Raw genomic sequence first — 26,672 nt, 5'->3', positions numbered from 1 at the left:
TTACTCATTTTGATAAAGGATTGACGAAAACTGTGCCCAAGAAAGTAGATAAATAATACTTTACAGGACAAAAAAATATAAGATCTGTAGCATTTTTTGTGACTTTATAATGGAAACTATTTGTACAGTATTCTGGAGTGGTAAAGCGTGTTTGACCATTAGAAGAGAAAAGGTGTTAATTTCATATTCTAAGCTCTTCATATCTTCGTAGATATCCTTTTTAGCTGCTTGAAGAACCCATAGTTCTCTTTGGTCAGAATCATCTGTCCATTTAACGGCTTCTGCAAGGTACTTTTTAAAATTCAGTTTTGCATAAAGAGCTATTCTACCAACACTATATTCATCGTAGTAACTAGAAGCAATGTTTGCAATAATTTAGCCATTTGAATAGCAGCTGTTTGGATAAGTTTCGGACTTTTTACTTCTACATTTCTAATTTTGAATCCTTCAGATAGTATATGTTCAAAATCAATCAGGCAGTAATTAATCATAGTAAAGTAGGGGTGGTAATCTAAATTATGGCAGTGGTTATCATGCCCCTTTTCGATAAGCATTATGGGCATGTTCAGGTAACAGGTGTAGATCAATAGATTTTCCTACAACTCTAATAGTCAAATTTCTCTGAGGATCAAAAACTGCAGTATCTTTATTAGTATTAAAAGCTCAATTGATATCTGCCTCATTTTTACGATTAATTGATTTTTGAATTTTGAAATCCATATAGGCATTGGCTAAATTTAAAGTATTTTAATTCATTAGTACTTGAAAAATAGTTTCTCTTATTTTATAAACACTTATCTTTTTATTATTAAAATGACGTAAAAATGAATCAGTTTTATCGTAATTTTATTAACTTTTTTAAGTAATTCTTGATTAAAGTTATTCTTGGAAGTAGTTAGTTGGGTTTCATCTGTTTTTATAAGCGAGTGGTAGATTTTTTCTTATTGAAATAACGTTCCTTGTCCGTCACACTTAATAACTATAACAGTATACGGGGTAACATGTTTAGATATATCATAATTTTTTATCTTAATATTTATTATATTATTTCTCGCCTGTATCAACAGTTGTTTTAAGAAAATGAAATAATCATCATATACAGGTTTAAATATACACTATTTATTGTACCGCTATTCAAAAATATAAGAAAGAAACTTGATAGATATGATATAAAAAAATAAAGCTCTTTCCTATTCGCTATATCATCGCAAATAAGGAAGAGATTTATTCTCCTTTTATTTAAGATTGATCGCTAGTCAACTCGAGAAGCTTATTTTTTAAAGAATCTTCCATAACAGATAATTCAATTTCAGCTTCTTTTCGCTTTAAACGACCTGTTTTCTGAATTTGCAATGTTTCTTGTAAAGTTTCTACTAAATCATTTTGAGTTTGTTGTAACGTTTCAATATCAATGATGCCACGTTCATTTTCTTTTGCTGTTTCAATAGTAGATATTTTTAACATTTCTGAATTTTTTTTTAATAAGTCATTTGTTGTTTCTGATACTTGTCGTTGAGCGGTAACAGCATCTTTTTGACGCAATAAGGTTAACGCGATTGCAATTTGATTTTTCCAAAGGGGAATAGCTGTGTTGATAGAAGATTGAATTTTTTCTGCTAAAGCTTGATTCGTATTTTGGATTAAACGTATTTGAGGAGCTTGCTGAATGGTCATCTGACGAGCTAGTTTCAAATCATAGGTTCTTTTTTCTAAGCGATCTAAAAATTGATTTAAGTCATTAACAATTTGAACATCCATCTGATTTGAACTATTTTCAGCGCTCTTGATAGCTTCAGGAATAAACGCAGTAGTTAGCTCGTCAATTTTAAGCTCGCCAGCTGCGATATAAATATTCAAAGCATCAAAATAGTCTTTATTTTTTTGATAAAGTTGTTCTAACATAAGATTATCACTAATTAAAGCGTTTTTTTCTTTATCTAACTTGACACTAATTTTATCAATTTGTGCACCAATTTTTTGGTATTTTGCTGTCATTTCATAGATTGATTTTCTGACTCGTCCAAATATTTTTTTGAAAACATTATTGTCTTCCGCTCTTAAGTCTTCAGGATTAGCTTCGTTCAGGCGAAACATCAAATCGTTTAAGGAATCACCTATTTCACCTGTATCCGAATTTTGAACTTGATTTAGCATAGCGTGGGAAAATTCACCTAATTTTTGTTGTGCAGCAGCTCCATAGCTCATAACAGATTGAATATTTGTAACATCAATTTGTTCAGCTAAATCTCTAGCTTGTTTCTGACGTTCTTCTGGTAATCGGTTAATTAAACGATCAACTTTTTCGGTTTCAACCATATCATTTTCAACTGAATCTTTTACAGAAAGTTTATTTAAACTAGCATCTCCAAAAGGATTTGATAACAATTCATTTAACTCAGAGTTTACTTCTTTAATTGAAAGATTATTTCTTGACATGTCATCTACCATTTTTTCATCTCCTTGGGCAATCTTATAATTCTTGGTTTTCTATTATTTCAAAATCTGTACTATCTCGCTCAATTGTTTTTTTTGCAAGTTCTACCTCAATACTCATATCATCGAAATCCTCTGACTTAAAAGCGACATAGTCTACTGCAATTAAGTGGCACATTTCGTCTATAGTTAGTGCGCTCTCATTGAGTACATCATATGTTGCTTTACTTTTAACTTCATGTTGATCAATTTCAATATATTTATTTGTCAAATCAACTAAAGAGGATAAATGAACATAAAGAAATTTGTTAGCTTCATTTAAACGACGCGGATTTTCTGTAATCTCTTTGAATAAAGATTTAACTAGGTGTAAAGTATTGTTGCGCTTTTCGATAGCCGTTAACTTTGAAATAGAGTACATGTTTCTTTCCAAAATTAAAATTTGAGTTTTCGCAAGATACATTGTTTCTCTAAAGAAATTCATTTCTTCTTTATTTAAACCATTAGATTTATAAAAATTTTCTTTTTCAGCAGATACTTTTTTTAGCTTAGTGGATGGCTTCTTGGTTTCATTATCATTTTGCATGTAGAAAAAGACACTGCCGAGTGCAATACTAATGATCAGGGACCACCAAAAATCTAAATTAAAAATAAAGACTAAAAGTAAAAAAAATAGAATTGTAGAGACACTAGTAAAAGTATAACGTAGTACGGCGATAATATTTTTAGAAAAATCATTCATCTTAAATCACTCCATAATTTTATTTTGATTTCATCGTTCAGTTTATTGTATATCTTTATTTTATCATATAAGCATACAAAAGGCCCATCAGACTTAAGGTTGATTTCTCTTTCTAGCTGTCAGTAATCAAATTATTTACTTAAAAGTTGCAAATAAGACTATAATTTCAATATTGATAAAGTAATTCTAGCACGGTATGATAAGAAAGACGATATCTATAATAATTAGGAGGAAATATAATGAAATTTAAAGAAGAAACGATTAAAAGCGACTGTATTTACAAAGGAAAAATTACAGAATATTGGGTAGATGAAGTACTTCTACCAAACGGAAAAAAATCAACTCGTGAACTAGTAAAGCATGCTGGCGCAGTTGCAATAATGCCTTTTACAATAGATGGAAAAATGATTTTTGTTAAGCAATTTCGTAAAGCAATTGAAAAAACGATACTAGAGATACCAGCAGGAATAATTGATAAAACGGATATAAATCCAATAGAAACTGGGAAAAGAGAGCTGGAAGAAGAAACAGGTTACCAGGCCAAAGTTTTTGAACTAGAAACATCATTTTATTCATCACCTGGGTTTTCAAATGAACTCTTATACATTTATCGAGCTGAAGAATTGACAAAAATAGAATGTCCTCTTGCACAAGATGAAGATGAGTTTATTGAACTTACAACCTTATCTTTTGAAGAAGCATGGACTGCTTATGAGGAAAAATTAATAATTGATGCTAAAACAGTATTTGCTCTTTTTTATTGGAAGATGAAACGACAATTGGAACAAATGAATAGATGAGGTTGTGAACAAAAAAATGGATCAAAAAACAAGAGCTGAATTGCGAGAAATTAAGGAAAAAGAAAAAAAAGAAAGAAAAAAAAGAAGCAAAAAACGAGATAAAGTTGAAAAAGATTATCAAAAAAAATTAGAAAAAAAAGATAAATCTTTAAAGAGTAGAAAAACAGAAAATGAAAAATACCGAAGTATTGATAAACTTTTAACAAAAGCGATTATTTTTGTCTCTATATTGCTTATTATTTTATTAATAATCGTTTTTTTAATCTAATTTTAAAGGAGAAGGAAATATGAGAATTGGAATTATCGGCGCTATGGAAGAAGAAATTATTTTACTGAAATCAAAAATGGAATCTCCAAAAGAATGGCTTCAAGCTAATGCTTTATTTATATCTGGAGAAATAGAAGGACACCAAGTTGTCCTTGTGCAATCAGGTATTGGAAAAGTGAATGCAGCAATTGCAGCTACGTTATTAATTTCTCAATGCGAAGTGGAAACGTTAATTAATACTGGTTCTGCTGGTGGAATAGGTAAAGGGTTGGCAGTTGGAGATATTGTTGTCTCGACTGAAGTGGCTTATCATGATGTGGATGCGACTATTTTTAATTATGAAATAGGACAAGTACCGCAGATGCCAGCTCGTTATACGGCTGATAAACGACTTGTTAAAATGACAATTGCCGCAGCTAAGAATGTTGGATTGCACCCAATTGAAGGATTAATTGTAACAAGTGATTCATTTATTGCTGGGAAAATTCAAAAAGAAAAAATAATGGAAGATTTTCCAGATGCATTAGCAGCAGAAATGGAAGGAGCAGCAATCGCTCAAGTTTGTTACCAATTCAAAAAATCTTTTGTTATCGTAAGAGCAATGTCTGATGTTGCAAATGAAGAAGCTAGTATTAGTTTTGATGAATTTATTATTGAAGCTGGAAAAAAATCAGCAAATATGGTTTTAGAATTATTAAAAATCAGTATGTAAAAGACAATTAATCAGTTACCCACTAATAAAAGTATCTTTATTTGAAAAGCGAGGAGAAATAATGGAAAGTATAGAAACGGAAAGGTTATTATTAGTTGCTTATAAAATCAACTATATTGAAGCGACTTTATTAGGAAAAGAAAATTTAAGTCATGTATCAGGATATGATGTAAGCAGTGAATGGCCAGGTATCGAGTTTTCTTTTTATTTACCCTTCGCGCTAGAGGAGTTAAAAAAAAGGCCTGAAATGGAAAAATGGACAAGGTTAATTATTTTAAAAAAAGAAAATAAAATTATTGGAGAAATAAGCATGCAAGGCAACGCTGGTGCGAGATGGATTCCAGAACTGGGATATGGAATTGTTGATTCTTATTCAAATCAAGGTTTTGTATCCGAAGCAATAAAACTATTTCTAAAGTGGTCAGTAGAAATGGAAAATATTTCATTTATTAAAGCTAAAACTTTTTCTAGAAATAAAAAGTCACAACATATATTGGAAAATAATGGATTTATTAAAACTGGAGAAGGTATAATTGGAAGAGATGAAAAGGTCATTGAGTTTGAGTGGAAAAATAAGTATAAGTAAGTTACACAGGCTCAAAAGAACAGCCAGAAAGAACTCTTCTTTTGAGCTTTAGTATCAATACTATCTTAAAATCTACGAAAAGAACTTTTTAAAAAAGGATTTCTTTTTAGTAACTTCCTTTTCTAGTTTTTTATCAGAATTTGGATATTTTTCCACAACATTAATAATTTCAATATTAACTGCTTGTGGAGCAACGTAAACTAGTCCAATATTACTTTTCTCAGCGTTTTCGTCTGTTACAATTCTAAAAGAACAGTCTAACTGGTTACTTAATTTAATGTAGGAATCTAAATCTTTTATGTCAACAGAGCCATTAAATAATAATGTATTCTTTGGATGTTGAGTTATTTCTTTCTTTACTTCTTTTGAATAATCTGTCGAAGACAATTGCTCGATAGTTATGGATAAATAAATGCGTTCTCTTAAGCTTCCAAGATATTTTTGACGCTCATCGGGTTTAGTCTGATGAGCTCCATACATACCTTTGCTTAAATAGTTTTGCATGTTATCTGAACCCATAAAGCTTCCCCTCCTTTTAATTTCTTTTACTTAATGAATTGGTTTTCTCTTTTATTATAACATATATTAGGATTTTTACATTTATAGACCATGGTATATAAGAATATAAGTACTACGTTAAAAGCACAGAAAGGAATCAAGCAATGAAAAATGTAGTGGTTTTTACTCAAGAAGATTTTGATATTTTCGCTATTGAAGGATTAGATTCTAGAATGAATGAAATTCGTAAAAAAATTCAACCTAAATTTAAAAAAATTGGAACAGATATTTCGAAAGACTTGAGCTTATTGCTAGGTGATGAAACTTTACCAGTGCATATTGCACAACACCTTAGAAGAACTAAAAATCCACCTCAAGATACTTGGTGTGCAATTGGAGGAGATAAGAGAGGATATAAAAAATATCCACACTTTCAATTGGGCCTCTATCATTCTCATTTATTTATCTGGTTAGCATTTATTGATAATCCACAATTTGAAAAAGAAATGGCACAAAGTTTTATTGATAATAAGACTGTTATTCAATCATTACCTTCTGATTTTGTTGTTTCATACGATCATACAAAAGAAAACGTACAATCTATTGATGAAAGTGAATTAAGGAAAAATCTTATCAGATGGAGAGATAGTAAAAAAGGCGAGTTTTTAGTTGGTAGGCGATTAAGTGCCGCTAATCCAATTTTTAAAGATTCTGAAGCTTTTTATACTTTTGTATTAGAAACTTATAAATCTTTAGTCCCTATCTATAAACAAGCCTTTCAAGCTTATCCAAATTGACCTTTACACAATAGCAAAAAAATAACCGACTAATTCTAATGCAGAATCTGTTGGTTATTTTTTATGGATACAACGAGCCATATAATCATACAAAATTAATGCGTCGCTATCAGATAATAGATAAAAAATAAATGTCGAACGATTGCGTGTTAACGTGATAGATTTACCGGATACTTCAAGTATCGTTTGGTTATACACAATAATTACTCCTTTAAATAAATTATATTAGTTGAATAAATAAAAGAACTGTTTTCACTCTATAAAAAATAATCTACCAGGACAAACTAAAATAAGCAAGAAATACTTATTTTAAGTGTAGGAACTTTATTTAAGAGTTGAAAATCAGAGTAAACTAGAAATATCATCGGATTGTTTATAGACTTGAAATAATTTATTCAATAACGTAATATCTTCGCTAGCAAGTCTAAATAGTTCTTTAAAAACATGTTGAATAGCATCTGATTCGTCTCTTTTCTTGATAACAAGTAACATCTCACTTTTTAAATTGTCTAAACTGCTTAAAGCTGAGAGATACTCCTCAATAAAATCTGAAAAGTGATTTTTTCCATGCAGTAAATCTTCTTTTAAAAAATAAGAATTTTTAAAGCTTGATTCAATTACTTCACCTGGAGTTATATTAGCAGCTTCAGCTAAGCGCTTAATATCATTTCCAAAACTATCACTTACTTCAATCAACATAGTCATCACCTCAAATTAATTATTACTGTCATTATAAAGCATCTATAATTATTAAGGAATCAAGTGTTTATATATCATGAAAAACTTAAAAAGATTATGTCAGAATTGTGAAATAAAGAGTAGAAGGATACTGGCAGTTAGCTGATCTGGTTCAAATTTAATTTCTCGAAAAAAAATTAGAAATGAAATCAGACTTATTATAATCGACAGAAAAACAAACAAAAAACACAACTTTTTATAGTTGTGTTTTTTGTTTGTTATTTTTATTAAAGTTGAATTAGCGGTTATAGAACTCAACGATAAATGCTTCATCGATTTCAGCATATAATTCTTCACGTAAAGGTAAACGGTTCAATGATCCTTCTAATTTTTCTCCATCAAAACTAACAAATTCTGGACGTCCAAATAATGATTCAACAGCAGAAGTGATAATTTCCATGTTTTTAGATTTTTCACGAACAGAGATAACTTGTCCAACAGCAACGCTGTAAGATGGGATATCAACACGTTTGCCATCAACAAGGATATGACCGTGGTTGACTATTTGACGAGCTTGACGACGAGTAGTTGCGAAACCTAAACGGTAAACAACATTATCTAAACGTTGTTCTAGTAAGATCATAAAGTTGTCACCAACTTTACCTTCTTTAATCTTTCCAGCTTTAACAAATAGATTTTTAAATTGACGTTCGTTCATACCGTACATATTACGTAATTTTTGTTTTTCTTGTAATTGTAAACCGTATTCAGTTAATTTTTTACGGCTGTTTGGACCATGAGGACCGGGAGCGTAAGGGCGGCGTTCAATTTCTTTACCTGTACCTGAAAGTGAAATACCTAGACGACGTGAAATTTTCCAACTTGGACCTGTATAACGTGACATAATAAAATTCCTCCAATAATATTTTTTTTGGAGTAAAATAATAAGTTGATAGTTCAATACTCCGTGCAGTTTATTTTTCATTCTTCGCCTTTGCAGCCGCAGGTTACACAAATGCACCAATATTGGCAATAAACTGTTGACGCGAATACCACTTTCACGCTGCATTATTTTACACAAAATTAATTATACAATGGGTAACTCTAAAGAGCAAGCTTTGTATTTTCAGTGAAGTACAGATTAGCTATTTTTTTGTAAAATCTTAGCAAATAATTCTAAATAATGTTGATCCGTTTTATCGAATCGATTTGTTATAGGAGCGTCAATATCTAAAACACCTATTTTTTCACCATTTATTACAATGGGAATAACGATTTCTGATTTACTTGCAGCATCGCAAGCAATGTGACCTTTAAATTTAGAAACATCTTTGACAATTAGAGTTGTATTATTTTTGAAAGCCGTTCCGCAAACTCCTGCACCTATTTTTATTCTTATACAAGCTACTTTACCTTGAAAAGGACCTAAGACTAATTCGTCTGATGTTTTTTCGTACAAATAAAATCCCGCCCAATTGATATCTGGTAAGCTTTCAAATAATAAAGCCGCACTGTTACTCAAATTAGCAATCAAATTTGTTTCATCACCTAAGACTGCAGAGAGCTGTTTGTTTATTAAACGATAATATGATTCTTTAGGCACGAAAATTCCTCCTGTAATAAGCACACTTACTAGATAGGATAAATATAAAAACCTTTAAGTAGTGTCAGATTTCATTATATATGTTAATATACATAATAGGTATTTTTATAAGAAAATGCAAACAATGTTAACTTTTTTTAGATAATATATAAATGAACTAATTAATAACAACTATTTTATTATAAAATTAGCTGGAGGTATCAATAAAAATGAAGTTTGAATATATTTTGATGATTATAATCTTTTTGGCTCTTACTGCTTATTTGATAAGTTCTATAATGAAAAAAAGACATTATTCATTAATTGATGGGCTAGAGAAACAGAAATTTGAATTAGTGGATTTAACTATATCAGATGATCTGCTCAGAGCAAAAGAATTAGAATTAACAGGACAGACGGAAAAAAAGTTTGATCAATTACGCTTGGAATGGCAACGGATTGAGATAAGTACTTTTCCGGATTTAGAAAACTACTTGTTTGATGCAAAAAAAGCGACAAATCGTCTGCAATTAATTAGAGCAAAAACAATAGAACAAAAGGTAGTAATGCTAATAAAAAATATTAAAATAGATAGCAATGAAATCCAAACAGCCTTGCGTGAATTGTTACAAAGCGAAGAACAAAATTTATTAGAAGTTAAAAGAATACAAGAAACCTACCAAGAAATCAGGAAAAAACTACTGACACAGAGCTTTTCATTTGGTCCTGCATTAGAGAAGCTGGAAAAAAAACTGACTCTTTTAGAGGTTGATTTTGCTAAAGTTTCAGACTTAACAGTTTCTGGAGACCCTGTTGAAGCAAAAAGCATTTTAAATAAAATTGATGCAGATACAAAAGAATTGAATGACAGTACCAAACAAATCCCTGGTATTTTAAAACAACTGACTAATGAGTTCTCGGAGCAAATACAAGAATTAAAACAGGGGTACAAAGAGCTTGTCGAACAACAGTTTATATTTTTAAATGATACCATCCTAGCAGATATTGATTCTGTTGAAGTAAAGTATGAAATTTCCAAAGAGGCGATTGCGGACTGTGATATGGAAAAATCTAAATCATTAAATAAAGAAATAGAAGAAGAAATCAATCGTTTATATAGTAGTATGGAAATTGAAATTGAAGCAAAAAATTATATTGTTAAATATCAGCCTATTTTAGATGATTATATAGAGTTTATGATTGAAAAAAATCGTAAGTTGCTGATTGAAATTGACCGTGTAGCTCAAAGTTATGCATTAAATCATGATGAGCTAAATCAAACTCAAAAAATGCAAGAACAGTTAACAGAAATACAAGAAAATTTTGACACCTTTACAGATGGTTTGAATAGTCGTCAAGCCGTCTTTAGTGCGGTGAAAGAAAGCTATATAGAACATGCAAAAGAACTTGAAGAAATAGAGGGAGAACAAAAAATTATTAACCAATCCTTAATAGAGTTAAGAGAAGAAGAGAAAAAAGTAAAAGATAAAATTGATGATTTTGAATTTAATCTACGCGGAGTAAAACGATATATTGAGAAACAGCACTTACCTGGACTACCTACACAATACTTAGATTTTTTCTTTTTAACGACCGAACGAGTAGAAGAGCTATCTAAGGAGTTGAATAAATTAAGAATAGATATGAAGGACATCAAACGATTATGTAATTTATGTGATGATGATGTTGAATTATTAGTTGGAAAAACGGAAGATTTAGTAGATAATGCCCTATTGTGCGAATATATGATGCAATACGCTAATCGTTATCGACATACACATCCAGAGATAGCGAATGCTATAGCAGAAAGTATGGCAACTTTTAATACTCAATTTGATTACAATAAAGCATTAGAACAGATTTCAACGACTTTAGAAAAAGTTGAACCCGGATCATTTAAAAAAATAGAAGCAAATTATCTAGAAGATAAAAAAAAAAATTAATGAGAAAAGTGGCAGAGTCTTTCATTTAATTGGAAACTCTGTTTTGTTTTGTGTTAAATTAAATGATAAAAAAAGATAACAAGACTAATGAAATAGCTAATAGAAAGTGTGGAAAAAATGATTTATTTTGATAATAGTGCAACAACTAGTGTTAACGAAGAAGTATTACAAACAATTATAGAGGTGACTAAAAATATTAATGGAAATCCTTCTAGTATGCATGAAATTGGAAATAAATCTGCCGCGTTAATACATCAATCACGTACGCAAATAGCTTCTTTACTTGCAGTTAGCCCAGAAGAGATTTTTTTTACTAGCGGTGGAACAGAAGGAGATAATTGGGCTGTTAAAGGAACAGCTATTGAGAAAAAAAATTATGGGAATCATATTATTACAACAACTATAGAACACCCAGCTGTTAGTGAATCTATCTATCAACTAGAACAATTTGGTTTTGAAGTTACCTATCTATCAGTTGATAAAGATGGTATTATTTCCGTTAAAGACCTAGAAAAAGCTATACGAAAAGACACTATTTTAGTATCTGTTATGGCCGTAAATAATGAAGTAGGTAGCTTGCAACCCATTGAGGAAATTGGCGAAGTATTAAAAAATTATCCAACCATTCATTTTCATGTGGATGCCGTTCAAGCTATAGGAAAGATTCCTTTACTTCTAGGTCCACAATCTCGTATTGATATTGCTGTTTTTTCAAGTCACAAGTTTCATGGGCCAAAAGGAGCAGGATTTATTTACTTGAAAAAAGGAAGAAAGATAGCTCCTTTATTTAACGGAGGTGGACAAGAAAATCGTATGCGGAGCGGAACAGAAAATGTTGCCGGCATAGCAGCAACTGGAAAAGCTCTTCGCTTAATATTAACTGATTCTGTTAACAAACAAGAAAAGCAAAGAAAAATACGAGATTATTTAATGAATGAATTGGCTAGTTACAAAAAAGTAATGTTGTTTTCGACGAAAGCAGGAGCGCCACATATCCTTTGTTTTGCTTTAAAGGGAATTAGAGGAGAAGTTTTGCTTCATGCTTTCGAAAATGAGTTAATCTATATATCCACTACTAGCGCTTGCTCTAGTAAGAATAAAAAGAGCTCTGGTACTCTCTCAGCTATGCATATACCAAATACACTTGCCGTGGATGCTGTCCGTGTCAGCTTGTCAGATACAAATACGCTAGAAGAAGCAAAGCAATTTTTAAGTGTCTTTAAAGTTTTATATAAAAAATTTCAATCCATCCATGCTTAAGAAAGAGAAGTGAATAAGTAATGCAATATAATGAAGTAATGGTCCGATATGGAGAATTATCTACTAAAGGAAAAAATAAAAAGAAATTCATTAATAAATTAATCCAAAATGTAAAATTTGCTTTGTACGATTTTGAACAACTTGAGGTAACAGGCGATCGAGATCGGATGCATCTGAAATTAAATGGTGCAGATAGTGCTATTGTTTTAGAAAGATTAGAGTCTATCTTTGGCATCCAAAATTTCTCTCCAGTAATGAGATTGGAAAGAGATATTGAAAAAATGAAAAAAATAACCGTGGAGATGGTCCAAGAGTTATATACAGAAGGTAAGTCCTTTAAAATTACAGCACGGCGTTCAGATCACGAGTTTAGTCTGGATACGGATCAGATTAATCATTTACTAGGATCTGAAGTTTTAAAAAATATAGAAGATATTAAGGTGAAAATGAAAAATCCTGATATTAATATTCGCGTTGAAATCAGAAATGAAGGTATTTTTCTATCTAGCGAAACAATCTTAGGAGCGGGTGGATTACCAGTTGGTTCGAGCGGAAAAGGAATATTGATGTTATCCGGTGGGATTGACTCCCCAGTAGCAGGCTATTTGACGATGAAGCGTGGTGTAGAAATTGAAGCGGTCCATTTTCACAGCCCCCCCTATACAAGCACTAGGTCTCTACAAAAAGCTAAGGATTTAACCTCTAAAATGGCTGCATTTGTAGGGAATATTGTCTTTATTGAAGTCCCATTTACTGAGATTCAAGAAGAGATAAAAAAATGTGTGCCTGAGGGATATTCAATGACCGTAACACGACGGATGATGTTACGAATCACAGAAAAAATTCGTGAAAAGCAAAATGGATTGGCAATCATTAATGGCGAATCTCTTGGACAAGTAGCTTCGCAGACTTTGCATAGTATGATTGCCATTAATGATGTAACAGTCACACCGATTATTAGACCAGTTGTATCAATGGATAAAAATGAAATAATTGATTTAGCTCAAAAGATTGAGACATTTGAACTGTCTATCCAACCTTTTGAAGATTGTTGTACTATATTTGCTCCTACTACTCCAAAAACAAGGCCCGATTTAGAAAAAAGTAGGCGCTATGAAGCAAGACTTAATATAGAAGAATTAATCCAACATACAATGGATAATTTAGTTTACTCTGAAATAAAAGTGGGAGATACTCTAGAAAACCAGCAAACTGATAAATATTCTTCACTATTATAAATTAAAAAAGATCAGAAATAGACTTATCTCAGACGGATTAGAGAAAATACTATTTCTAATCTTTTTTCAATAAATCATAGAAAGCGTTTTTATGATTTTAATGTGATTTTTATCACAAAAAGATTGAGTTTTGTTTTTATTGATGATATGATTTAAAGAAAGAGATAGGCAATTGGAGGATTTTTAATGAAAAGTGAGCAGGAAGAACACTATGTACCTAGGGCAACTGCTAAAAGATTACCAGTTTATTACCGATGTTTAAAAAAGCTTGCAGATAAAGGAGTAAAGAGGATTAAATCACAAGAAATTAGTGAATTAACACAGATACCCTCAGCAACAATCCGCCGTGATTTTTCTCATTTCGGAGAATTAGGTAGAAGTGGATACGGTTATGAAGTTGATTACGTATTAGAAGTCTTCCATGAAATTTTAAATGTGAATAAAATCGTAAATATAGCTTTAGTGGGTGTAGGAAATATAGGTAAAGCGTTAATCGCTAATAATTTTCGTAGAGACGATAATATGAAAATAACATGTGCTTTCGAAAAAAATGAAGAAGAATCTGGAAAAATTTTATCCGGCGTTCCGATTTATTCTATCGATCAAATGAGAAGTGTTTTATCTCGTGAAAATATTCATGTAGCTATTTCTACCGTTCCGAGTGAATACTCTCAAGAGTCGATAAATATGCTAGTGGACTCAGGAATTACCTCTATTTTAAATTTTGCCCCAGGTAGAGTAGTTGTTCCTTCAAGAGTTGATGTTCGTTATATTGACCTGACTGGTGAAATATTAACATTGGTTTATTATGATGGGAAATTGCTTCCACCGACTATAAAAAGGTAAACATTAAGTATTATAAAAGTACCTAAAGTGTAATAATACTCTACTCTTACCTTTTTTTAATGAAAGGTAAATGAAATCTAAAATTTGCATTTCTCTTTTCAGACAGCGTATACTTAATGGGTAAATATGTTTAGAGATAGGAGCGAGTAAATATGGAATTCACAAAAAAAGGCAAGTTATTAAAAATAGAAGGTACTCAGCCCAACATAGGGGAAATGGTCCCAAATTTTTTTGTTAGAAATAAAAATGATGAAACGATATCTTTAGAAAATTGTCAAGGGGAAATTACTTTGATAAGTGTTGTTCCTGATATTGATACACGAGTCTGTGCGGTTCAAACAAAAGCTTTCAATAAAAATGTAAGTGAACTCGAAGGAATCAACTTAATAACTATTTCTACAAATACAAAAGATGAGCAGGAAAATTGGTGTGCAGGAGAAGGCATAGATATGGAAATGTTTCGTGATGTAGATTTATCTTTTGGCAAAATGTATGGAATAGCTATTCCTGAATTAAATGTACTAGCTCGCTCAGTATTTATTATTGATGCAACGGGCAAGTTAATCTACAAAGAGGTGGTATCAGAAATGTCTGATGAGCCGAACTACGATAAAGCAATCGAAAGTGCAAAAGCAGTACGTTAATTTAGACAGAATATTAAAATTAAGATTGAATTAACATCTTTTCAGTGCTAAACTAAATTATAGAAAAAAAGCAATGAACAAGAGAAGTAGTTTTGTTACATGGTTATCCAGAGAAAAGAGCAGATGCTGAGAGTTCTTGACCAAAATAAAATGAAAGTAGCTTGGGAGCTAACAAGGTGAATGTACAGTAACTTTGTTCGGAATGACGTTTCGTTAAAAACGTGAAGAGAGGTATATTTCTTGTGGAGATATACAAAATAGGTGGTACCGCGAATTAAAAAGCATTCGTCCTAATACAACTAGTTGTATTAGGACGAATGCTTTTTTTTGTTAGTTATAAACAATAAAAAGAAAAGAGGCTAAAAAATGTCTAAAGAATTGAAAATGCCGACGAAATATCAACCGCAAGAAGTTGAAGCCGGTCGCTATGAAAAATGGCTTGAAAAAGATTTGTTCAAACCAAGCGGAGATAAAACAAAAGAAGCTTATTCTGTTGTTATCCCTCCTCCAAACGTTACAGGTAAGTTGCATCTAGGGCATGCTTGGGACACAACTTTGCAAGATATTATTATTCGCCAAAAAAGAATGCAAGGCTTTGATACTTTGTGGTTGCCAGGTATGGATCATGCAGGGATTGCAACACAGGCCAAGGTAGAGGCTAAATTAGCTGAAGAAGGTATTTCACGTTATGACTTAGGACGAGAAAAATTTAACGAGACCGTTTGGGAATGGAAAGAAGAGTACGCTTTAGTTATTCGTGAACAGTGGGCAAAAGTTGGGATATCTGTTGATTACGGTCGTGAAAGATTTACGTTAGACGATGGATTATCAGAAGCAGTTAGAAAAGTTTTCGTTACGATGTTTAATAAAGACTTAATTTATCGTGGGGAATATATTATTAACTGGGACCCAAAAGCGAAGACGGCTTTATCAGATATTGAAGTTATTCATAAAGATGTTGATGGAGCTTTCTATCACATGACCTATCCATTAGCAGATGGCAGTGGTTCTGTAGAAATTGCTACAACGCGTCCAGAAACGATGTTAGGCGATACAGCAGTCGCTGTTCATCCTGATGATGAACGTTACCAGCATCTCATTGGTAAAAAAATTATTTTACCATTGATGAATCTTGAAATACCAATAATTGCGGATGAGTACGTTGAGATGGATTTTGGAACAGGAGTTGTTAAGATAACTCCAGCACATGACCCTAATGACTTTGCAGTTGGAAATCGCCATGATTTGCCGCGCACAAATGTTATGAATCCAGACGGAACGATGAATGAAATAACTGGTAAATACGCGGGGATGGATCGTTTTGACGCTAGAAAAGCGGTTATCAAAGATTTAGAAGCTCAAGGACGACTGGTAAAAATTGAAAAAATGGTCCATAGTGTAGGGCACTCGGAAAGAACGGGAGTTATTGTTGAACCTCGTTTATCTACTCAGTGGTTTGTTAAAATGAAGCCTCTTGCAAAAGAAGCAATCGATCTACAAAAAACGGAAGATAAAGTTAATTTTGTGCCAGAACGATTTGAAAACACCTATTTAAGCTGGATGGAAAATGTCCATGATTGGGTTATCTCACGCCAATTATGGTGGGGTCATAGGATACCAGCTTGGTTTCATAAACAAACGGGTGAACTTTACGTAGGGATGCAAGCACCTGAAGATAGTGAAAACTGGGAGCAAGATCCAGATGTCTTAGATACTTGGTTTAGTTCAGCTCTTTGGCCTTTTTCAACGATGGGTTGGCCAGATGAAGATTCAGAAGATTTTAAACGATACTTTCCTAATAACACATTAGTAACAGGTTACGACATTATTTTCTTCTGGGTAAGTCGAATGATTTTCCAAAGTCTGGAATTTACTGGCAAAAAACCATTTAATGATGTACTTATTCATGGATTAATTCGAGATGAAGAAGGTCGTAAAATGAGTAAATCCTTAGGCAATGGAATTGATCCGATGGAAGTAGTAGATAAGTACGGTGCAGATGCATTGCGCTGGTTCTTGTCTAATGGTTCAGCGCCTGGCCAAGATGTACGATTTAGTTACGATAAGATGGATGCTTCCTGGAATTTCATCAACAAAATATGGAATGCAAGTCGCTTTGCATTGATGAATATGGAAGATTTTACAGTTGAACAAATCGATTTAACTAGTAAGAAAACAATAGCTGATCGTTGGATTTTAACTAAACTAAATAAAACAATCGAAAAAGTAGCTGATTTATTTGAGCGTTTTGAATTTGGAGAAGCTAACCGACATCTTTACCACTTTATCTGGGATGATTTTTGTGACTGGTATATTGAGATGAGTAAAGAAATTTTATTTAATGAAGATGAAGAGGCTAAACAAACGACAAGAAGTGTTTTAGCTCATGTCTTAGATCAAACACTTCGCTTATTGCATCCAGTGATGCCTTTTGTAACAGAAGAAATATGGGAGAATATTCCACATATTGGAGAATCATTGGTTGTTGCCGAATATCCAGTTGTTCGTCCAGAGTTGTCAGATGAAGAAGCGACTGAGGGGATGGACGTATTAATGGAATTGATTCGTTCAGTTCGTAATATTCGTTCAGAAGTAAATACGCCTCTATCTAAACCTGTTGAATTGTTAATTAAAACAAATGATATTAAAGTTGAATCATTTTTGAAAAACAATACTTCTTATATTGAACGTTTCTGTAACCCTGAAAATCTAACTATTTCAAGTACCATTAAAGCTCCTGAAACAGCTATGAGTGCTGTCATTACAGGCGCTGAAATTTATCTTCCTTTGGCGGGATTAATTAATATTGACGAAGAGATTATTCGTTTAGAAAAAGAATTAGCTAAGTGGTCAGGTGAAGTTAAACGCGTTAAAGGTAAGCTATCTAATGCTAAGTTTGTTGACAATGCACCAATTGCTGTTGTTGAAGCAGAAAAAGCAAAAGAAAAAGAGTATCTTGAGAAACAAATGCTTGTTTTAGAAAGAATTGAAATATTAAAAACTCAATCATAATTAAATAAACTTGAAAAAAATCTTTGCCTTCACTACTATGAGAGAAGGCAAAGATTTTTTACTTTTTATTATACAATACTCTGTAAAAAACGATGACTACAAAAGACGGGGTGTAGCTAATGTTTAAAACTTACGAAGAAGCATTAAATTGGATTCATGGTAGAAAAATATTTGGAATGAAACCTGGACTTAAACGCATGGAATGGATGCTTAAAAAATTAGAATCTCCACAAGAAAAGATAAAAGCTATTCATGTTGCTGGAACAAATGGAAAAGGTTCGACGGTTACTTTTTTAAGAAGTATATTAGAAGCGAATGGTAAGATAGTTGGAACGTTTACGTCTCCTTATATTGAAACGTTCAATGAACGTATCAGTGTAAATGGAGAGCCTATTTCTGATGAAGAAATAACTCGATTAGCTAATATTGTTTACCCTTTAGCTCTTGAATTAGAAGAAACGGAGTTAGATGGGCCGACAGAGTTTGAAGTTATTACGACAATGATGTTTATTTATTTTGGAGAAGGTCATGCCGATATAGTAGTTATTGAAGTAGGACTGGGAGGCCTATTGGATTCAACAAACGTTATAATACCAGTAGTTTCAGCTATCACAACGATTGGTTTAGATCATATGCAAGTATTAGGAGAATCGCTAGCTGAAATAGCCTTTCAAAAAGCGGGAATCATTAAGCCGTTTGTTCCTATTGTAGTAGGAAAGGTTCCAGAAGAAGCTTTACAAGTTATTCAACAAGTTGCCAAAAAGAATAACTCTACTATAAAATTATTTGGAGAAGATTATTGGTCTTCTAAATGTCAGACTTTACCTACGTGGGGAGAACAATTTACGTTTGAAGACGAATATATTTATTTGAATCAGGTGCAAATAAAAATGTTGGGACAACATCAAATTGAGAATGCAATGGTAGCTCTTGAAACAATACAAATCTATTGCCAAGAAACAGGGTTAGAATTAAATCATGAAGCGATAAGAAGAGGATTAAAAACGGCTTTTTGGCCAGGAAGAATGGAAAAAATTAGTAGTAGTCCTATAATTATTCTAGATGGAGCCCATAACGAGCCAGCTATAGGTCGGTTAATAGAAACGATAAATGCTGATTTTAAACAGCAGGAAATTCATCTTATTTTTGCTGTTTTACAAGATAAGGCAGTTAATAAGATGATTAGCTTGCTAGAAGAGTTACCCAATTGTCATATCACATTAACGAGCTTCGATAATCCTAGGGCAGCTAAGATAGAAGAACTCGAGAGCTACCGACTTTCAGGTATAACAATAAAAGAATATTGGCAAGAAGCTTTAGCGGATATTATTCAGGAGATGGATGAAAATGACATCATTCTCATAACGGGATCACTTTATTTTATTTCAGAAGTTCGCACGCTATTAATAAAATAAGGTAAATGGATGAGTTAAAAATAAAAATAGCTCCTTTTCCTGCGTATATTTAAAAGGGATACAAAAAAGGAGTGTTTTTATGGTAGGGAAAATGACAAGTTTAGTTAATGAGGTACCGACTTTTTCAAGACCGAGAGAACGTCTTGAAAATTATGGCGAAAAGGCATTAGCTAATCACGAATTATTAGCTATATTACTTCGTACGGGCACAAAAGATTCGAACGTGATGGCACTTGCGATGAAAGTTTTAAATAAGTTTGAAAATTTATATTTCTTAAAAACAGCTTCAATTGAAGAATTAATGAGTATAGCGGGTATTGGCAAAATTAAAGCGATAGAAATAAGAGCTGCGATTGAATTAGGCATTCGTATTTCTCAAGCTTCTCAAATTAAGATTGGACAAATAACATCTAGTCGTAATGCTGGTGAGATGTTATTAAGTGAAATGCGTGATTTTCAACAAGAACACGTCATTGTCTTGTACTTAAATACAAAAAATGAGATTATTAAAAAAGAAACAGTCTTTGTAGGAGGACTAAACTCTTCAGTAGCTCACCCTAGAGAGATATTCAGAGGAGCTGTTCGATTTTCAGCAGCTCGTATTATTATTGGGCATAATCATCCATCTGGAAACCCTGAACCTTCAGAAGCGGATTTAATGTTTACTAAGAGAATGGCCACTTGTGGAGAGATGATGGGAATTGAAATGTTAGATCATATTATTATCGGACAAACTCATTATATAAGTTTAAAAGAACTTGGGATATTTTAATATAAGAAAACCTATTAAATAGTTGAACCATTTTATTGTTCGTGTTATACTTAATATAAGTTTTTGTTTAGGTATAAGAAAAGAATTGTTTCAAAACATTCCGATTCGTACCGTTAGCAAGGCTTAACAAAATGTGCAAAACGCACGAGGAGGATATTTAATTATGGAACAAGGTACAGTAAAATGGTTTAACGCAGAAAAAGGTTTTGGTTTTATCGAACGCGAAAACGGAGACGATGTATTCGTACATTTCTCAGCTATCCAAAGCGAAGGATTCAAATCTTTAGAAGAAGGACAAGCAGTAACTTTCGACGTTGAAGAAGGAAACCGTGGACCTCAAGCAGCAAACGTAAACAAAGCTTAATTTAAACTTAAATTAAAACTTATAAGAACTCAGCCCTTGGACTGAGTTCTTTTTTCTTTGATCTTAATTAAGATGTTTTTCACTAAATGAAAAACTTTATTCTGCAATAGTTGAGAAACAACTAAATTTTTCTTGCTATCTAAAAAACCGCATGTTACACTTAATTTAAGGTTTTTGTGAGGTAAAAGAAAAGAATTGTTTCAAAACATTCCAATTCGTACCGTTAGCAAGGCTTAACAAAATGTGCAAAACGCACGAGGAGGATATTTAATTATGGAACAAGGTACAGTAAAATGGTTTAACGCAGAAAAAGGTTTTGGTTTTATCGAACGCGAAAACGGAGACGATGTATTCGTACATTTCTCAGCTATCCAAAGCGAAGGATTCAAATCTTTAGAAGAAGGACAAGCAGTAACTTTCGACGTTGAAGAAGGAAACCGTGGACCTCAAGCAGCAAACGTGAACAAAGCTTAATTAAAACTTAAACTTCAAAAAGACCTGATAATTTTTATCAGGTCTTTTTTATATATAAAAATAAAGCGTTTTACTTGCTTAGATTATAGTATTGTGATAAAATAAACCCATCGTTCAATTTGCTATATGTGCAAGAATCGTTGCAAAACATTCTAGATCATATTTAAATAAGAACGTAAAAATACAAAGTGTTTAGTGCACGAGGAGGATATTTAATTATGGAACAAGGTACAGTAAAATGGTTTAATGCAGAAAAAGGTTTTGGTTTTATCGAACGCGAAAACGGAGACGATGTATTCGTACATTTCTCAGCTATCCAGAGTGAAGGATTCAAATCTTTAGAAGAAGGACAAGCAGTAACTTTCGACGTTGAAGAAGGAAACCGTGGACCTCAAGCAGCAAACGTAAATAAAGCTTAATTTAAATCAAAATTAAAACTTAAAAGAACTTAGCCCATGGACTAAGTTCTTTTTTCTTTAATTTTAATTAAGATATTTCTCACTAAGTAAACAAGCGAGTGAAAACATTTTTCTATAATTGTTTGAAAGTAGCTGGAAAATTCTTGCTATCTATTAAACCGCATGCTATACTAAATTTAAGGTTTTTGTGAGGTAAAAGAAAAGAATTGTTTCAAAACATTCCAATTCGTACCGTTAGCAAGGCTTAACAAAATGTGCAAAACGCACGAGGAGGATATTTAATTATGGAACAAGGTACAGTAAAATGGTTTAACGCAGAAAAAGGTTTTGGTTTTATCGAACGCGAAAACGGAGACGATGTATTCGTACATTTCTCAGCTATCCAAAGCGAAGGATTCAAATCTTTAGAAGAAGGACAAGCAGTAACTTTCGATGTTGAAGAAGGAAACCGTGGACCTCAAGCAGCAAACGTGAACAAAGCTTAATTAAAAATTGAATTTCAAAAGACCTAGTGATTTTCATTAGGTCTTTTTTTTGTGTATTATAAAATTACGATTTGATGGAAAATGTCTTTCTTAGCTAGCTTATTAAAAAAATAACATCTAAATAATTTATAAAAGTGTTCAATAAATAATGTTTTGAGTGGGAAAATAAAGTATGATAAAAATATAATAAGGTAAGTTCAGTTTTTTTTGTTATACTATCTTTAGAATCTATTGAGTGTTAACTAAAAAATAAATAACATTCTATAAAAACAATTAGATTTGATTGACTTGAGAGGATGAATTATGTGTTTAGATTTGGAAGTAAAGATATTGGAATAGATTTAGGAACAGCTAATACAAATGTATTTGTGGATGGTAAAGGAATCGTTTTAAGAGATCCTTCAGTAGTCGCTAAGGACTTATCAACTGGTGAGATAGTAGCAGTAGGTGAGGATGCAAGAAATATGATTGGTAGAACGCCAGGTTCGATTGTAGCCATCAGACCTATGAAAAATGGTGTTATTGCTGATTACGATACAACTGCTGCTATGATGAAGTACTATATAGAAAAAGCAATCGGGAAAACGATATCTAAACCGTATGTAATTGTTTGTGTTCCAAGCGGAGTAACAGAAGTAGAAAAACGTGCAGTCATTGATGCAACGAGACTAGCCGGTGCTAAAGATGCTTTTATTCTAGAAGAGCCATTTGCTGCAGCTGTAGGTGCTGGTTTACCAGTGATGGAACCAACAGGTAGCATGGTTGTAGATATAGGTGGTGGAACAACAGATGTAGCAACGATAGCTCTAGGAGGTATCGTAAGTAGTCGTTCAATTCGTTTAGCTGGAGATAGTATGGATGAAGGGATTATTCATTATATACGTAAAAAATATAACCTGCTGATTGGAGAACGAACAGCTGAACAAATTAAAATAGAAATCGGCTGTGCTTCAGTTGATAAAGCAGTTGAGTATGGGTCCATGGATGTCCGTGGGAGAGATTTATTGACTGGTTTACCACAAACCATTCAAGTTTCAGCAATAGATGTAGCTGAAGCAATCAAAGAAGTTGTAGACGGTATTGTTAGCGCAGTAAGAGAAACATTAGAAGAAACACCACCAGAAATTTCCTCAGATGTCATTGACCATGGTATTATTTTGACAGGTGGTGGGGCATTGCTTAAAAATATCAGCGATGCAATAGCTGATGAAACAGACGTACCCGTTTTCGTGGCAAATGATCCATTAGATTGTGTTGCCCTAGGTACTGGAGAGTCGCTCAAGCATATAGATTTATATAAAAAGAAAAGACTGAAATAAGTAAGGAAGTATGGTGTAATCAAAAAGATGCAGAAGCTATTTTACTTCTTGCATCTTTTTATTTGAAATAAAAATTTAGTAGATTACTAAGCTATTTAGTTAAAGTTATGGTAAAATAAACAAAGCCTGAAGAATTAATGAGGTGATAAATTGCGTCAATTTCTTTCAAATAAAAAATTAATTATATTGTTGGTGAGTGTCATTGTTTGCTTAGGTTTAATAGCCTATTCTATTTCAGGAAATGGTAAGCCAACATTAGTGCAACGAATTGGAAATGACATTACGGCTGTAACTGGTCGATTATTATCAAGACCGACTAACGTGGTTATCAATTTTATTGATTCAGTAGAAAATTTAAAAAATACCTATAAAGAAAATCAGCTATTAAAATCAAAAATTGATGGAATTTATGAAATAGAAGTAGAACTAGGTAATTTAAAACAAGATAATAAAAAAATGAAGGAACAGCTAGAATTACAAGACACACTTTCTGATTACGAAGAAATTAACGGGACAGTGATAAGTAGAAATCCTGATAATTGGATAAATCAAATTGTTGTCGATCGAGGAAGTCAGAGCGGGATAACTGTTGGACTATCAGTTATGGCAGATAATGGCTTAATTGGTCGTGTGATAGAAGTGAATCCAGCTAGTTCAAAAGTTCAATTAATTACAACTTCAGATCAAAATAATAGTAGAGTTGCCGCTTCAGTATCTTCAAAAGAAGGATTTGTTCATGGAATTATTAATGGTTACGATATAGAAAGCAATCGGTTAATTATGAAACAAATAACAACTAAGGTAACGTTGAAAAAAGGCGATCAAGTCATGACTTCTGGATTAGGTGGAATATCACCAAGTTCACTATTAATTGGTACAATAGATGAAGTTAAACTAGACTCACACGGGTTGTCTCAAGAGGCTTACGTTGTACCTGCATCAGATTTTGATGATATTCGTTATGTGACTTTTATTCAACGAACAGCTGAAGGCGGGGAATAAAATGAGTAAGAAATTGAAAATAAATTTTTTTATTCCAATGCTGATTTTTTTTGGCCTACTAGCGGATGGTCTTATTTCGAAAATTTTTTTTAAACAGTTATATGCAGAAAATGGGAATATTATGGTACCAAGACTGATCATTCTTATCCTTATATTGATTTCATTTTATTTTCCTAGAAATAAAATGATTTTATATGGAATTGTTTTTGGATTTCTTTATGATAGTTATTACGTAGGAATCTTAGGTATATATATAGCTATTTTCCCTTTAATTGTTTATGTTACAACTAAGTTGAAACAAGTTTTAAATCCAAATTTAATTACTATTGGAATGATAGTTTTTATTAACTTAAGTATCTTAGAAACAATGTTGTATTGGATTTATAGAGTTTTAGGTTTTACAGCGATTGATATGAATACTTTTATGGCTGGACGCTTAGGCCCTACTTTATTATTAAATTTAGTGTTTTTTATATTTACATTTTATCCATTAAAAAAAGCAATGATTAAAATGACTGGGAATTAAAAATGATGAAATCCTTGTTTGTTATTTAGATGATAGGAGTTGTTTGAGTGAAACAGAGTGTAACGTTAAAAGGGAGTAAGGATGGTTTCGTATTAACTTTAAACGAATCAGCTTCTTTTGCTACAATTGTTGGAGAGATAGAGCAATTATTAGACCATCTTAGGACGGAATCAAAAAAAGGTGACTCAAATGAAACTAATAAAGAAATTCTACTAGAGGTAGCAACTGGAAACCGTCTGCTAACAGATAAAGAAAAAAAAAAAATAACAAAAATAATAAAAGAAAATAGTCAATTTGAAATAAAAAAAATAAGTTCATCTGTTTTAACTTATAAAGCGGCGATAGCTTGGCAAGAAGCTAATAGCTTACAAATGGAAATGCACACGATTCGAAGTGGACAAGTGCTTCAAGCTTCTGGAGATATTTTGTTTGTGGGCAAGGTTCATCCTGGCGGTATAATTAGAGCAAACGGCAGTATTTTTATTATCGGTGAATTACACGGTGTCGCTCATGCAGGTTCTGAAGGCGACGCAACGGCAGTTATTGTTGCCGACTTCCAAACAAACGCACAAATACGAATAGCAGATAGCATTCAAATTATAGAGAATAAAATAACTGAAAATTTAGCTATGAAAAATAATGAATTCGCATTTATAAATGATTTACATGTATTAGCTTTTGAAAATCTAAATCATTTGAGGAAAATACGACCGACGTTAGGTAAAATGTTAGGAGGACTAATTTAAATGGGAACAGCAATAGTCATTACTTCTGGAAAAGGTGGCGTTGGTAAAACAACGTCAACAGCAAATATTGGAACAGCCCTTGCTTTACAAGGTAAACGGGTATGTTTAATCGATATGGATATAGGGCTAAGAAATTTAGACGTTATTTTAGGACTAGAAAATCGGATTATCTATGATATTATCGATGTTATTGAAGGACGAGCAAAATTACATCAGGCTATTATAAAAGATAAACGATTTAATGATAATTTATATTTACTACCAGCAGCACAAAATGCGGATAAAAATGATATTAACGGTGAACAAATGGTAGAAATTATTGCAGAATTAAAAAAAGAATATGACTATATTTTAATTGACTGTCCTGCAGGAATAGAGCAAGGTTTTCAAAATTCAATTGTTGCTGCAGATGAAGCGATTTTGGTGACAACTCCTGAAGTATCTGCTATTCGTGATGCTGATCGGATAATTGGCTTATTAGAACAAACACAATTAGAGCCACCAAAACTGATTATAAATAGAATTCGCAAAAGAATGATGCAAGATGGAGAACTTTTAGATGTGGATGAAATTACAAGGCATCTTTCTGTTGAATTACTTGGTATTATATTTGATGATGATGATGTTGTTCGATCTTCTAATAAAGGAGACCCAATTGTTTTAAATCCGAAAAATCCAGCTTCACAAGGTTATCGAAATGTTGCTCGCCGAATATTGGGGGAAACAGTACCGTTGATGTCGATAAAAAAAGAAAAAGAAAAATTTTGGAAAAAAATATTTGGTAAAAAAGATTAAGTATGTTATAGTGTAAAGAATAAGTAAAAGCAAAGACGAGAAAAAGTAAGTTTAGAAGTTTACAAGAGAGATTGCGGGTGGTGTGAGCAATTAAAATTCTAATCTGAACACACATCTCCAAGCTGACAGTTGAAAAATTTCAGTAAGCTGATCCGGTTGTAACCGTTATATTACTAGCGTTTAGTAGTCTTGAACGTAATAAGGTAGTCTTCTGTGAAGAGGCTACAAAAAAAGGTGGTACCACGATATAAAAATTATCGTCCTTTGATTTCCAGTTATTCGGGAAATCAAAGGACTTTTTTTATTTAGTTAAGTT

At 32.3% G+C, this 26,672-nt stretch carries 29 protein-coding genes, 1 pseudogene and 2 other annotated features; of the genes and pseudogenes, 22 read left to right on the top strand and 8 right to left on the bottom strand.

The window, feature by feature from the left end; all coding sequences use genetic code 11:
* Positions 1-345: 345 nt before the first annotated feature.
* The 3 genes and pseudogenes from nrdD to B9Y54_RS10895 form a co-directional block, all read right to left on the bottom strand.
* A pseudogene (nrdD, locus tag B9Y54_RS13225) lies at positions 346-657 on the bottom strand (anaerobic ribonucleoside-triphosphate reductase); the annotation flags it as partial.
* 582 nt (positions 658-1,239) lie between these two features.
* Positions 1,240-2,448, bottom strand: coding sequence for a toxic anion resistance protein (locus tag B9Y54_RS10900; protein ID WP_234987913.1), 1,209 nt, complete (start codon positions 2,446-2,448; stop codon positions 1,240-1,242).
* Positions 2,449-2,470: 22 nt separating this feature from the next.
* Complete coding sequence (locus B9Y54_RS10895) at positions 2,471-3,175, bottom strand: 5-bromo-4-chloroindolyl phosphate hydrolysis family protein (protein WP_085560258.1); 705 nt, start codon at positions 3,173-3,175, stop codon at positions 2,471-2,473.
* 239 nt (positions 3,176-3,414) lie between these two features.
* Here B9Y54_RS10895 and B9Y54_RS10890 point away from each other — a divergent pair, with 239 nt between their 5' ends.
* From B9Y54_RS10890 to B9Y54_RS10875, 4 genes are all read left to right on the top strand, one after another.
* Complete coding sequence (locus tag B9Y54_RS10890; protein ID WP_085560257.1) at positions 3,415-3,975, top strand: NUDIX hydrolase; 561 nt, start codon at positions 3,415-3,417, stop codon at positions 3,973-3,975.
* A gap of 16 nt (positions 3,976-3,991) precedes the next feature.
* A complete protein-coding gene (gene macP, locus B9Y54_RS10885; protein WP_085560256.1) occupies positions 3,992-4,243 on the top strand; it encodes a cell wall synthase accessory phosphoprotein MacP in 252 nt (83 codons plus the stop codon).
* A gap of 19 nt (positions 4,244-4,262) precedes the next feature.
* Positions 4,263-4,955, top strand: coding sequence for a 5'-methylthioadenosine/adenosylhomocysteine nucleosidase (locus B9Y54_RS10880; RefSeq protein ID WP_085560255.1), 693 nt, complete (start codon positions 4,263-4,265; stop codon positions 4,953-4,955).
* A 61-nt stretch (positions 4,956-5,016) separates the two neighbouring features.
* Positions 5,017-5,541: a GNAT family N-acetyltransferase gene (locus B9Y54_RS10875; protein WP_234987911.1), complete on the top strand. Its 525-nt coding sequence runs from the start codon at positions 5,017-5,019 to the stop codon at positions 5,539-5,541.
* 72 nt (positions 5,542-5,613) lie between these two features.
* Here the strand turns inward: B9Y54_RS10875 and B9Y54_RS10870 are convergent, their stop codons facing one another.
* On the bottom strand, positions 5,614-6,060 hold the full coding sequence (locus B9Y54_RS10870) for a YueI family protein (protein WP_085560253.1): 447 nt from the start codon (positions 6,058-6,060) through the stop codon (positions 5,614-5,616).
* 143 nt (positions 6,061-6,203) lie between these two features.
* Between B9Y54_RS10870 and B9Y54_RS10865 the strand changes: the two genes are divergently transcribed.
* Complete coding sequence (locus B9Y54_RS10865) at positions 6,204-6,836, top strand: YktB family protein (RefSeq protein WP_085560252.1); 633 nt, start codon at positions 6,204-6,206, stop codon at positions 6,834-6,836.
* 54 nt (positions 6,837-6,890) lie between these two features.
* Here the strand turns inward: B9Y54_RS10865 and B9Y54_RS12365 are convergent, their stop codons facing one another.
* The 4 genes from B9Y54_RS12365 to B9Y54_RS10850 all read right to left on the bottom strand — a co-directional run bounded on the left by B9Y54_RS12365 (position 6,891) and on the right by B9Y54_RS10850 (position 9,117).
* Positions 6,891-7,034 (bottom strand): hypothetical protein, encoded by a 144-nt coding sequence (locus tag B9Y54_RS12365; protein WP_159446085.1) that lies wholly within the window; start codon positions 7,032-7,034, stop codon positions 6,891-6,893.
* A 144-nt stretch (positions 7,035-7,178) separates the two neighbouring features.
* Entirely contained in the window at positions 7,179-7,535 is a 357-nt protein-coding gene (locus B9Y54_RS10860; RefSeq protein ID WP_085560251.1) for a hypothetical protein, read from the bottom strand.
* A 277-nt stretch (positions 7,536-7,812) separates the two neighbouring features.
* Positions 7,813-8,418 carry a 30S ribosomal protein S4 gene (rpsD, locus tag B9Y54_RS10855; protein WP_085560250.1) on the bottom strand — a complete coding sequence of 202 codons (606 nt, stop codon included), beginning with the start codon at positions 8,416-8,418 and terminating at the stop codon, positions 7,813-7,815.
* A gap of 237 nt (positions 8,419-8,655) precedes the next feature.
* The gene (locus tag B9Y54_RS10850; RefSeq protein ID WP_085560249.1) at positions 8,656-9,117 is read right to left on the bottom strand and encodes a GAF domain-containing protein; all 462 of its coding nucleotides are present in this window, start codon (positions 9,115-9,117) and stop codon (positions 8,656-8,658) included.
* A 209-nt stretch (positions 9,118-9,326) separates the two neighbouring features.
* Between B9Y54_RS10850 and B9Y54_RS10845 the strand changes: the two genes are divergently transcribed.
* The 17 genes from B9Y54_RS10845 to minD all read left to right on the top strand — a co-directional run bounded on the left by B9Y54_RS10845 (position 9,327) and on the right by minD (position 26,356).
* A complete protein-coding gene (locus tag B9Y54_RS10845) occupies positions 9,327-11,039 on the top strand; it encodes a septation ring formation regulator EzrA (protein ID WP_085560248.1) in 1,713 nt (570 codons plus the stop codon).
* A gap of 117 nt (positions 11,040-11,156) precedes the next feature.
* A complete protein-coding gene (locus tag B9Y54_RS10840; protein WP_085560247.1) occupies positions 11,157-12,299 on the top strand; it encodes a cysteine desulfurase family protein in 1,143 nt (380 codons plus the stop codon).
* 20 nt (positions 12,300-12,319) lie between these two features.
* Positions 12,320-13,537 (top strand): tRNA uracil 4-sulfurtransferase ThiI, encoded by a 1,218-nt coding sequence (thiI, locus tag B9Y54_RS10835; protein WP_085560246.1) that lies wholly within the window; start codon positions 12,320-12,322, stop codon positions 13,535-13,537.
* A gap of 186 nt (positions 13,538-13,723) precedes the next feature.
* Complete coding sequence (locus B9Y54_RS10830; protein ID WP_085560245.1) at positions 13,724-14,383, top strand: redox-sensing transcriptional repressor Rex; 660 nt, start codon at positions 13,724-13,726, stop codon at positions 14,381-14,383.
* Between the two features lie 152 nt (positions 14,384-14,535).
* Positions 14,536-15,027: a thiol peroxidase gene (gene tpx / locus B9Y54_RS10825; RefSeq protein WP_085560244.1), complete on the top strand. Its 492-nt coding sequence runs from the start codon at positions 14,536-14,538 to the stop codon at positions 15,025-15,027.
* A 64-nt stretch (positions 15,028-15,091) separates the two neighbouring features.
* Positions 15,092-15,323: a binding site (T-box leader), on the top strand.
* A 70-nt stretch (positions 15,324-15,393) separates the two neighbouring features.
* A complete protein-coding gene (locus B9Y54_RS10820) occupies positions 15,394-18,039 on the top strand; it encodes a valine--tRNA ligase (protein ID WP_085560243.1) in 2,646 nt (881 codons plus the stop codon).
* Positions 18,040-18,158: 119 nt separating this feature from the next.
* A complete protein-coding gene (locus B9Y54_RS10815) occupies positions 18,159-19,454 on the top strand; it encodes a bifunctional folylpolyglutamate synthase/dihydrofolate synthase (protein WP_085560242.1) in 1,296 nt (431 codons plus the stop codon).
* 79 nt (positions 19,455-19,533) lie between these two features.
* Positions 19,534-20,226, top strand: coding sequence for a RadC family protein (gene radC, locus B9Y54_RS10810; RefSeq protein ID WP_085560241.1), 693 nt, complete (start codon positions 19,534-19,536; stop codon positions 20,224-20,226).
* A gap of 163 nt (positions 20,227-20,389) precedes the next feature.
* Complete coding sequence (locus B9Y54_RS10805; RefSeq protein WP_034550685.1) at positions 20,390-20,590, top strand: cold-shock protein; 201 nt, start codon at positions 20,390-20,392, stop codon at positions 20,588-20,590.
* A 273-nt stretch (positions 20,591-20,863) separates the two neighbouring features.
* Complete coding sequence (locus B9Y54_RS10800) at positions 20,864-21,064, top strand: cold-shock protein (protein ID WP_034550685.1); 201 nt, start codon at positions 20,864-20,866, stop codon at positions 21,062-21,064.
* A gap of 218 nt (positions 21,065-21,282) precedes the next feature.
* A complete protein-coding gene (locus B9Y54_RS10795) occupies positions 21,283-21,483 on the top strand; it encodes a cold-shock protein (RefSeq protein ID WP_034550685.1) in 201 nt (66 codons plus the stop codon).
* 284 nt (positions 21,484-21,767) lie between these two features.
* A complete protein-coding gene (locus B9Y54_RS10790; protein ID WP_034550685.1) occupies positions 21,768-21,968 on the top strand; it encodes a cold-shock protein in 201 nt (66 codons plus the stop codon).
* Positions 21,969-22,273: 305 nt separating this feature from the next.
* Complete coding sequence (locus tag B9Y54_RS10785; RefSeq protein WP_085560240.1) at positions 22,274-23,287, top strand: rod shape-determining protein; 1,014 nt, start codon at positions 22,274-22,276, stop codon at positions 23,285-23,287.
* A 150-nt stretch (positions 23,288-23,437) separates the two neighbouring features.
* Complete coding sequence (gene mreC, locus B9Y54_RS10780; RefSeq protein ID WP_085560239.1) at positions 23,438-24,289, top strand: rod shape-determining protein MreC; 852 nt, start codon at positions 23,438-23,440, stop codon at positions 24,287-24,289.
* 1 nt (position 24,290) lies between these two features.
* Positions 24,291-24,815, top strand: coding sequence for a rod shape-determining protein MreD (gene mreD, locus B9Y54_RS10775; RefSeq protein WP_085560238.1), 525 nt, complete (start codon positions 24,291-24,293; stop codon positions 24,813-24,815).
* Between the two features lie 47 nt (positions 24,816-24,862).
* Positions 24,863-25,561 carry a septum site-determining protein MinC gene (locus tag B9Y54_RS10770; RefSeq protein WP_085560237.1) on the top strand — a complete coding sequence of 233 codons (699 nt, stop codon included), beginning with the start codon at positions 24,863-24,865 and terminating at the stop codon, positions 25,559-25,561.
* A complete protein-coding gene (minD, locus tag B9Y54_RS10765; protein ID WP_085560236.1) occupies positions 25,562-26,356 on the top strand; it encodes a septum site-determining protein MinD in 795 nt (264 codons plus the stop codon). It abuts the gene before it with no gap.
* A gap of 23 nt (positions 26,357-26,379) precedes the next feature.
* Positions 26,380-26,624, top strand: a binding site (T-box leader).
* Positions 26,625-26,672 lie beyond the last annotated feature (48 nt).

The sequence above is a fragment of the Carnobacterium iners genome (assembly GCF_900177385.1).
GTDB classification, from domain to species: Bacteria; Bacillota; Bacilli; order Lactobacillales; family Carnobacteriaceae; genus Carnobacterium_A; species Carnobacterium_A iners.
The sequence above is the reverse complement of the archived record's forward strand: the minus strand, read 5'-3'. Positions and strand labels throughout refer to the sequence as shown.

Coding starts and splice junctions, on each gene's coding strand:
- B9Y54_RS10870 (WP_085560253.1), bottom strand. CDS start 6,060: ATGGGTTCAGATAACATGCAAAACTATTTAAGCAAAGGTATGTATGGA.
- mreD (WP_085560238.1), top strand. CDS start 24,291: ATGAGTAAGAAATTGAAAATAAATTTTTTTATTCCAATGCTGATTTTT.
- B9Y54_RS10790 (WP_034550685.1), top strand. CDS start 21,768: ATGGAACAAGGTACAGTAAAATGGTTTAACGCAGAAAAAGGTTTTGGT.
- B9Y54_RS10895 (WP_085560258.1), bottom strand. CDS start 3,175: ATGAATGATTTTTCTAAAAATATTATCGCCGTACTACGTTATACTTTT.
- B9Y54_RS10830 (WP_085560245.1), top strand. CDS start 13,724: ATGAAAAGTGAGCAGGAAGAACACTATGTACCTAGGGCAACTGCTAAA.
- B9Y54_RS10875 (WP_234987911.1), top strand. CDS start 5,017: ATGGAAAGTATAGAAACGGAAAGGTTATTATTAGTTGCTTATAAAATC.
- B9Y54_RS10865 (WP_085560252.1), top strand. CDS start 6,204: ATGAAAAATGTAGTGGTTTTTACTCAAGAAGATTTTGATATTTTCGCT.
- tpx (WP_085560244.1), top strand. CDS start 14,536: ATGGAATTCACAAAAAAAGGCAAGTTATTAAAAATAGAAGGTACTCAG.
- B9Y54_RS10900 (WP_234987913.1), bottom strand. CDS start 2,448: ATGGTAGATGACATGTCAAGAAATAATCTTTCAATTAAAGAAGTAAAC.
- radC (WP_085560241.1), top strand. CDS start 19,534: ATGGTAGGGAAAATGACAAGTTTAGTTAATGAGGTACCGACTTTTTCA.
- B9Y54_RS10890 (WP_085560257.1), top strand. CDS start 3,415: ATGAAATTTAAAGAAGAAACGATTAAAAGCGACTGTATTTACAAAGGA.
- B9Y54_RS10840 (WP_085560247.1), top strand. CDS start 11,157: ATGATTTATTTTGATAATAGTGCAACAACTAGTGTTAACGAAGAAGTA.
- macP (WP_085560256.1), top strand. CDS start 3,992: ATGGATCAAAAAACAAGAGCTGAATTGCGAGAAATTAAGGAAAAAGAA.
- rpsD (WP_085560250.1), bottom strand. CDS start 8,418: ATGTCACGTTATACAGGTCCAAGTTGGAAAATTTCACGTCGTCTAGGT.
- B9Y54_RS10880 (WP_085560255.1), top strand. CDS start 4,263: ATGAGAATTGGAATTATCGGCGCTATGGAAGAAGAAATTATTTTACTG.
- B9Y54_RS10815 (WP_085560242.1), top strand. CDS start 18,159: ATGTTTAAAACTTACGAAGAAGCATTAAATTGGATTCATGGTAGAAAA.
- B9Y54_RS10845 (WP_085560248.1), top strand. CDS start 9,327: ATGAAGTTTGAATATATTTTGATGATTATAATCTTTTTGGCTCTTACT.
- B9Y54_RS10800 (WP_034550685.1), top strand. CDS start 20,864: ATGGAACAAGGTACAGTAAAATGGTTTAACGCAGAAAAAGGTTTTGGT.
- B9Y54_RS10795 (WP_034550685.1), top strand. CDS start 21,283: ATGGAACAAGGTACAGTAAAATGGTTTAATGCAGAAAAAGGTTTTGGT.
- B9Y54_RS10805 (WP_034550685.1), top strand. CDS start 20,390: ATGGAACAAGGTACAGTAAAATGGTTTAACGCAGAAAAAGGTTTTGGT.
- minD (WP_085560236.1), top strand. CDS start 25,562: ATGGGAACAGCAATAGTCATTACTTCTGGAAAAGGTGGCGTTGGTAAA.
- thiI (WP_085560246.1), top strand. CDS start 12,320: ATGCAATATAATGAAGTAATGGTCCGATATGGAGAATTATCTACTAAA.
- B9Y54_RS10860 (WP_085560251.1), bottom strand. CDS start 7,535: ATGTTGATTGAAGTAAGTGATAGTTTTGGAAATGATATTAAGCGCTTA.
- B9Y54_RS10820 (WP_085560243.1), top strand. CDS start 15,394: ATGTCTAAAGAATTGAAAATGCCGACGAAATATCAACCGCAAGAAGTT.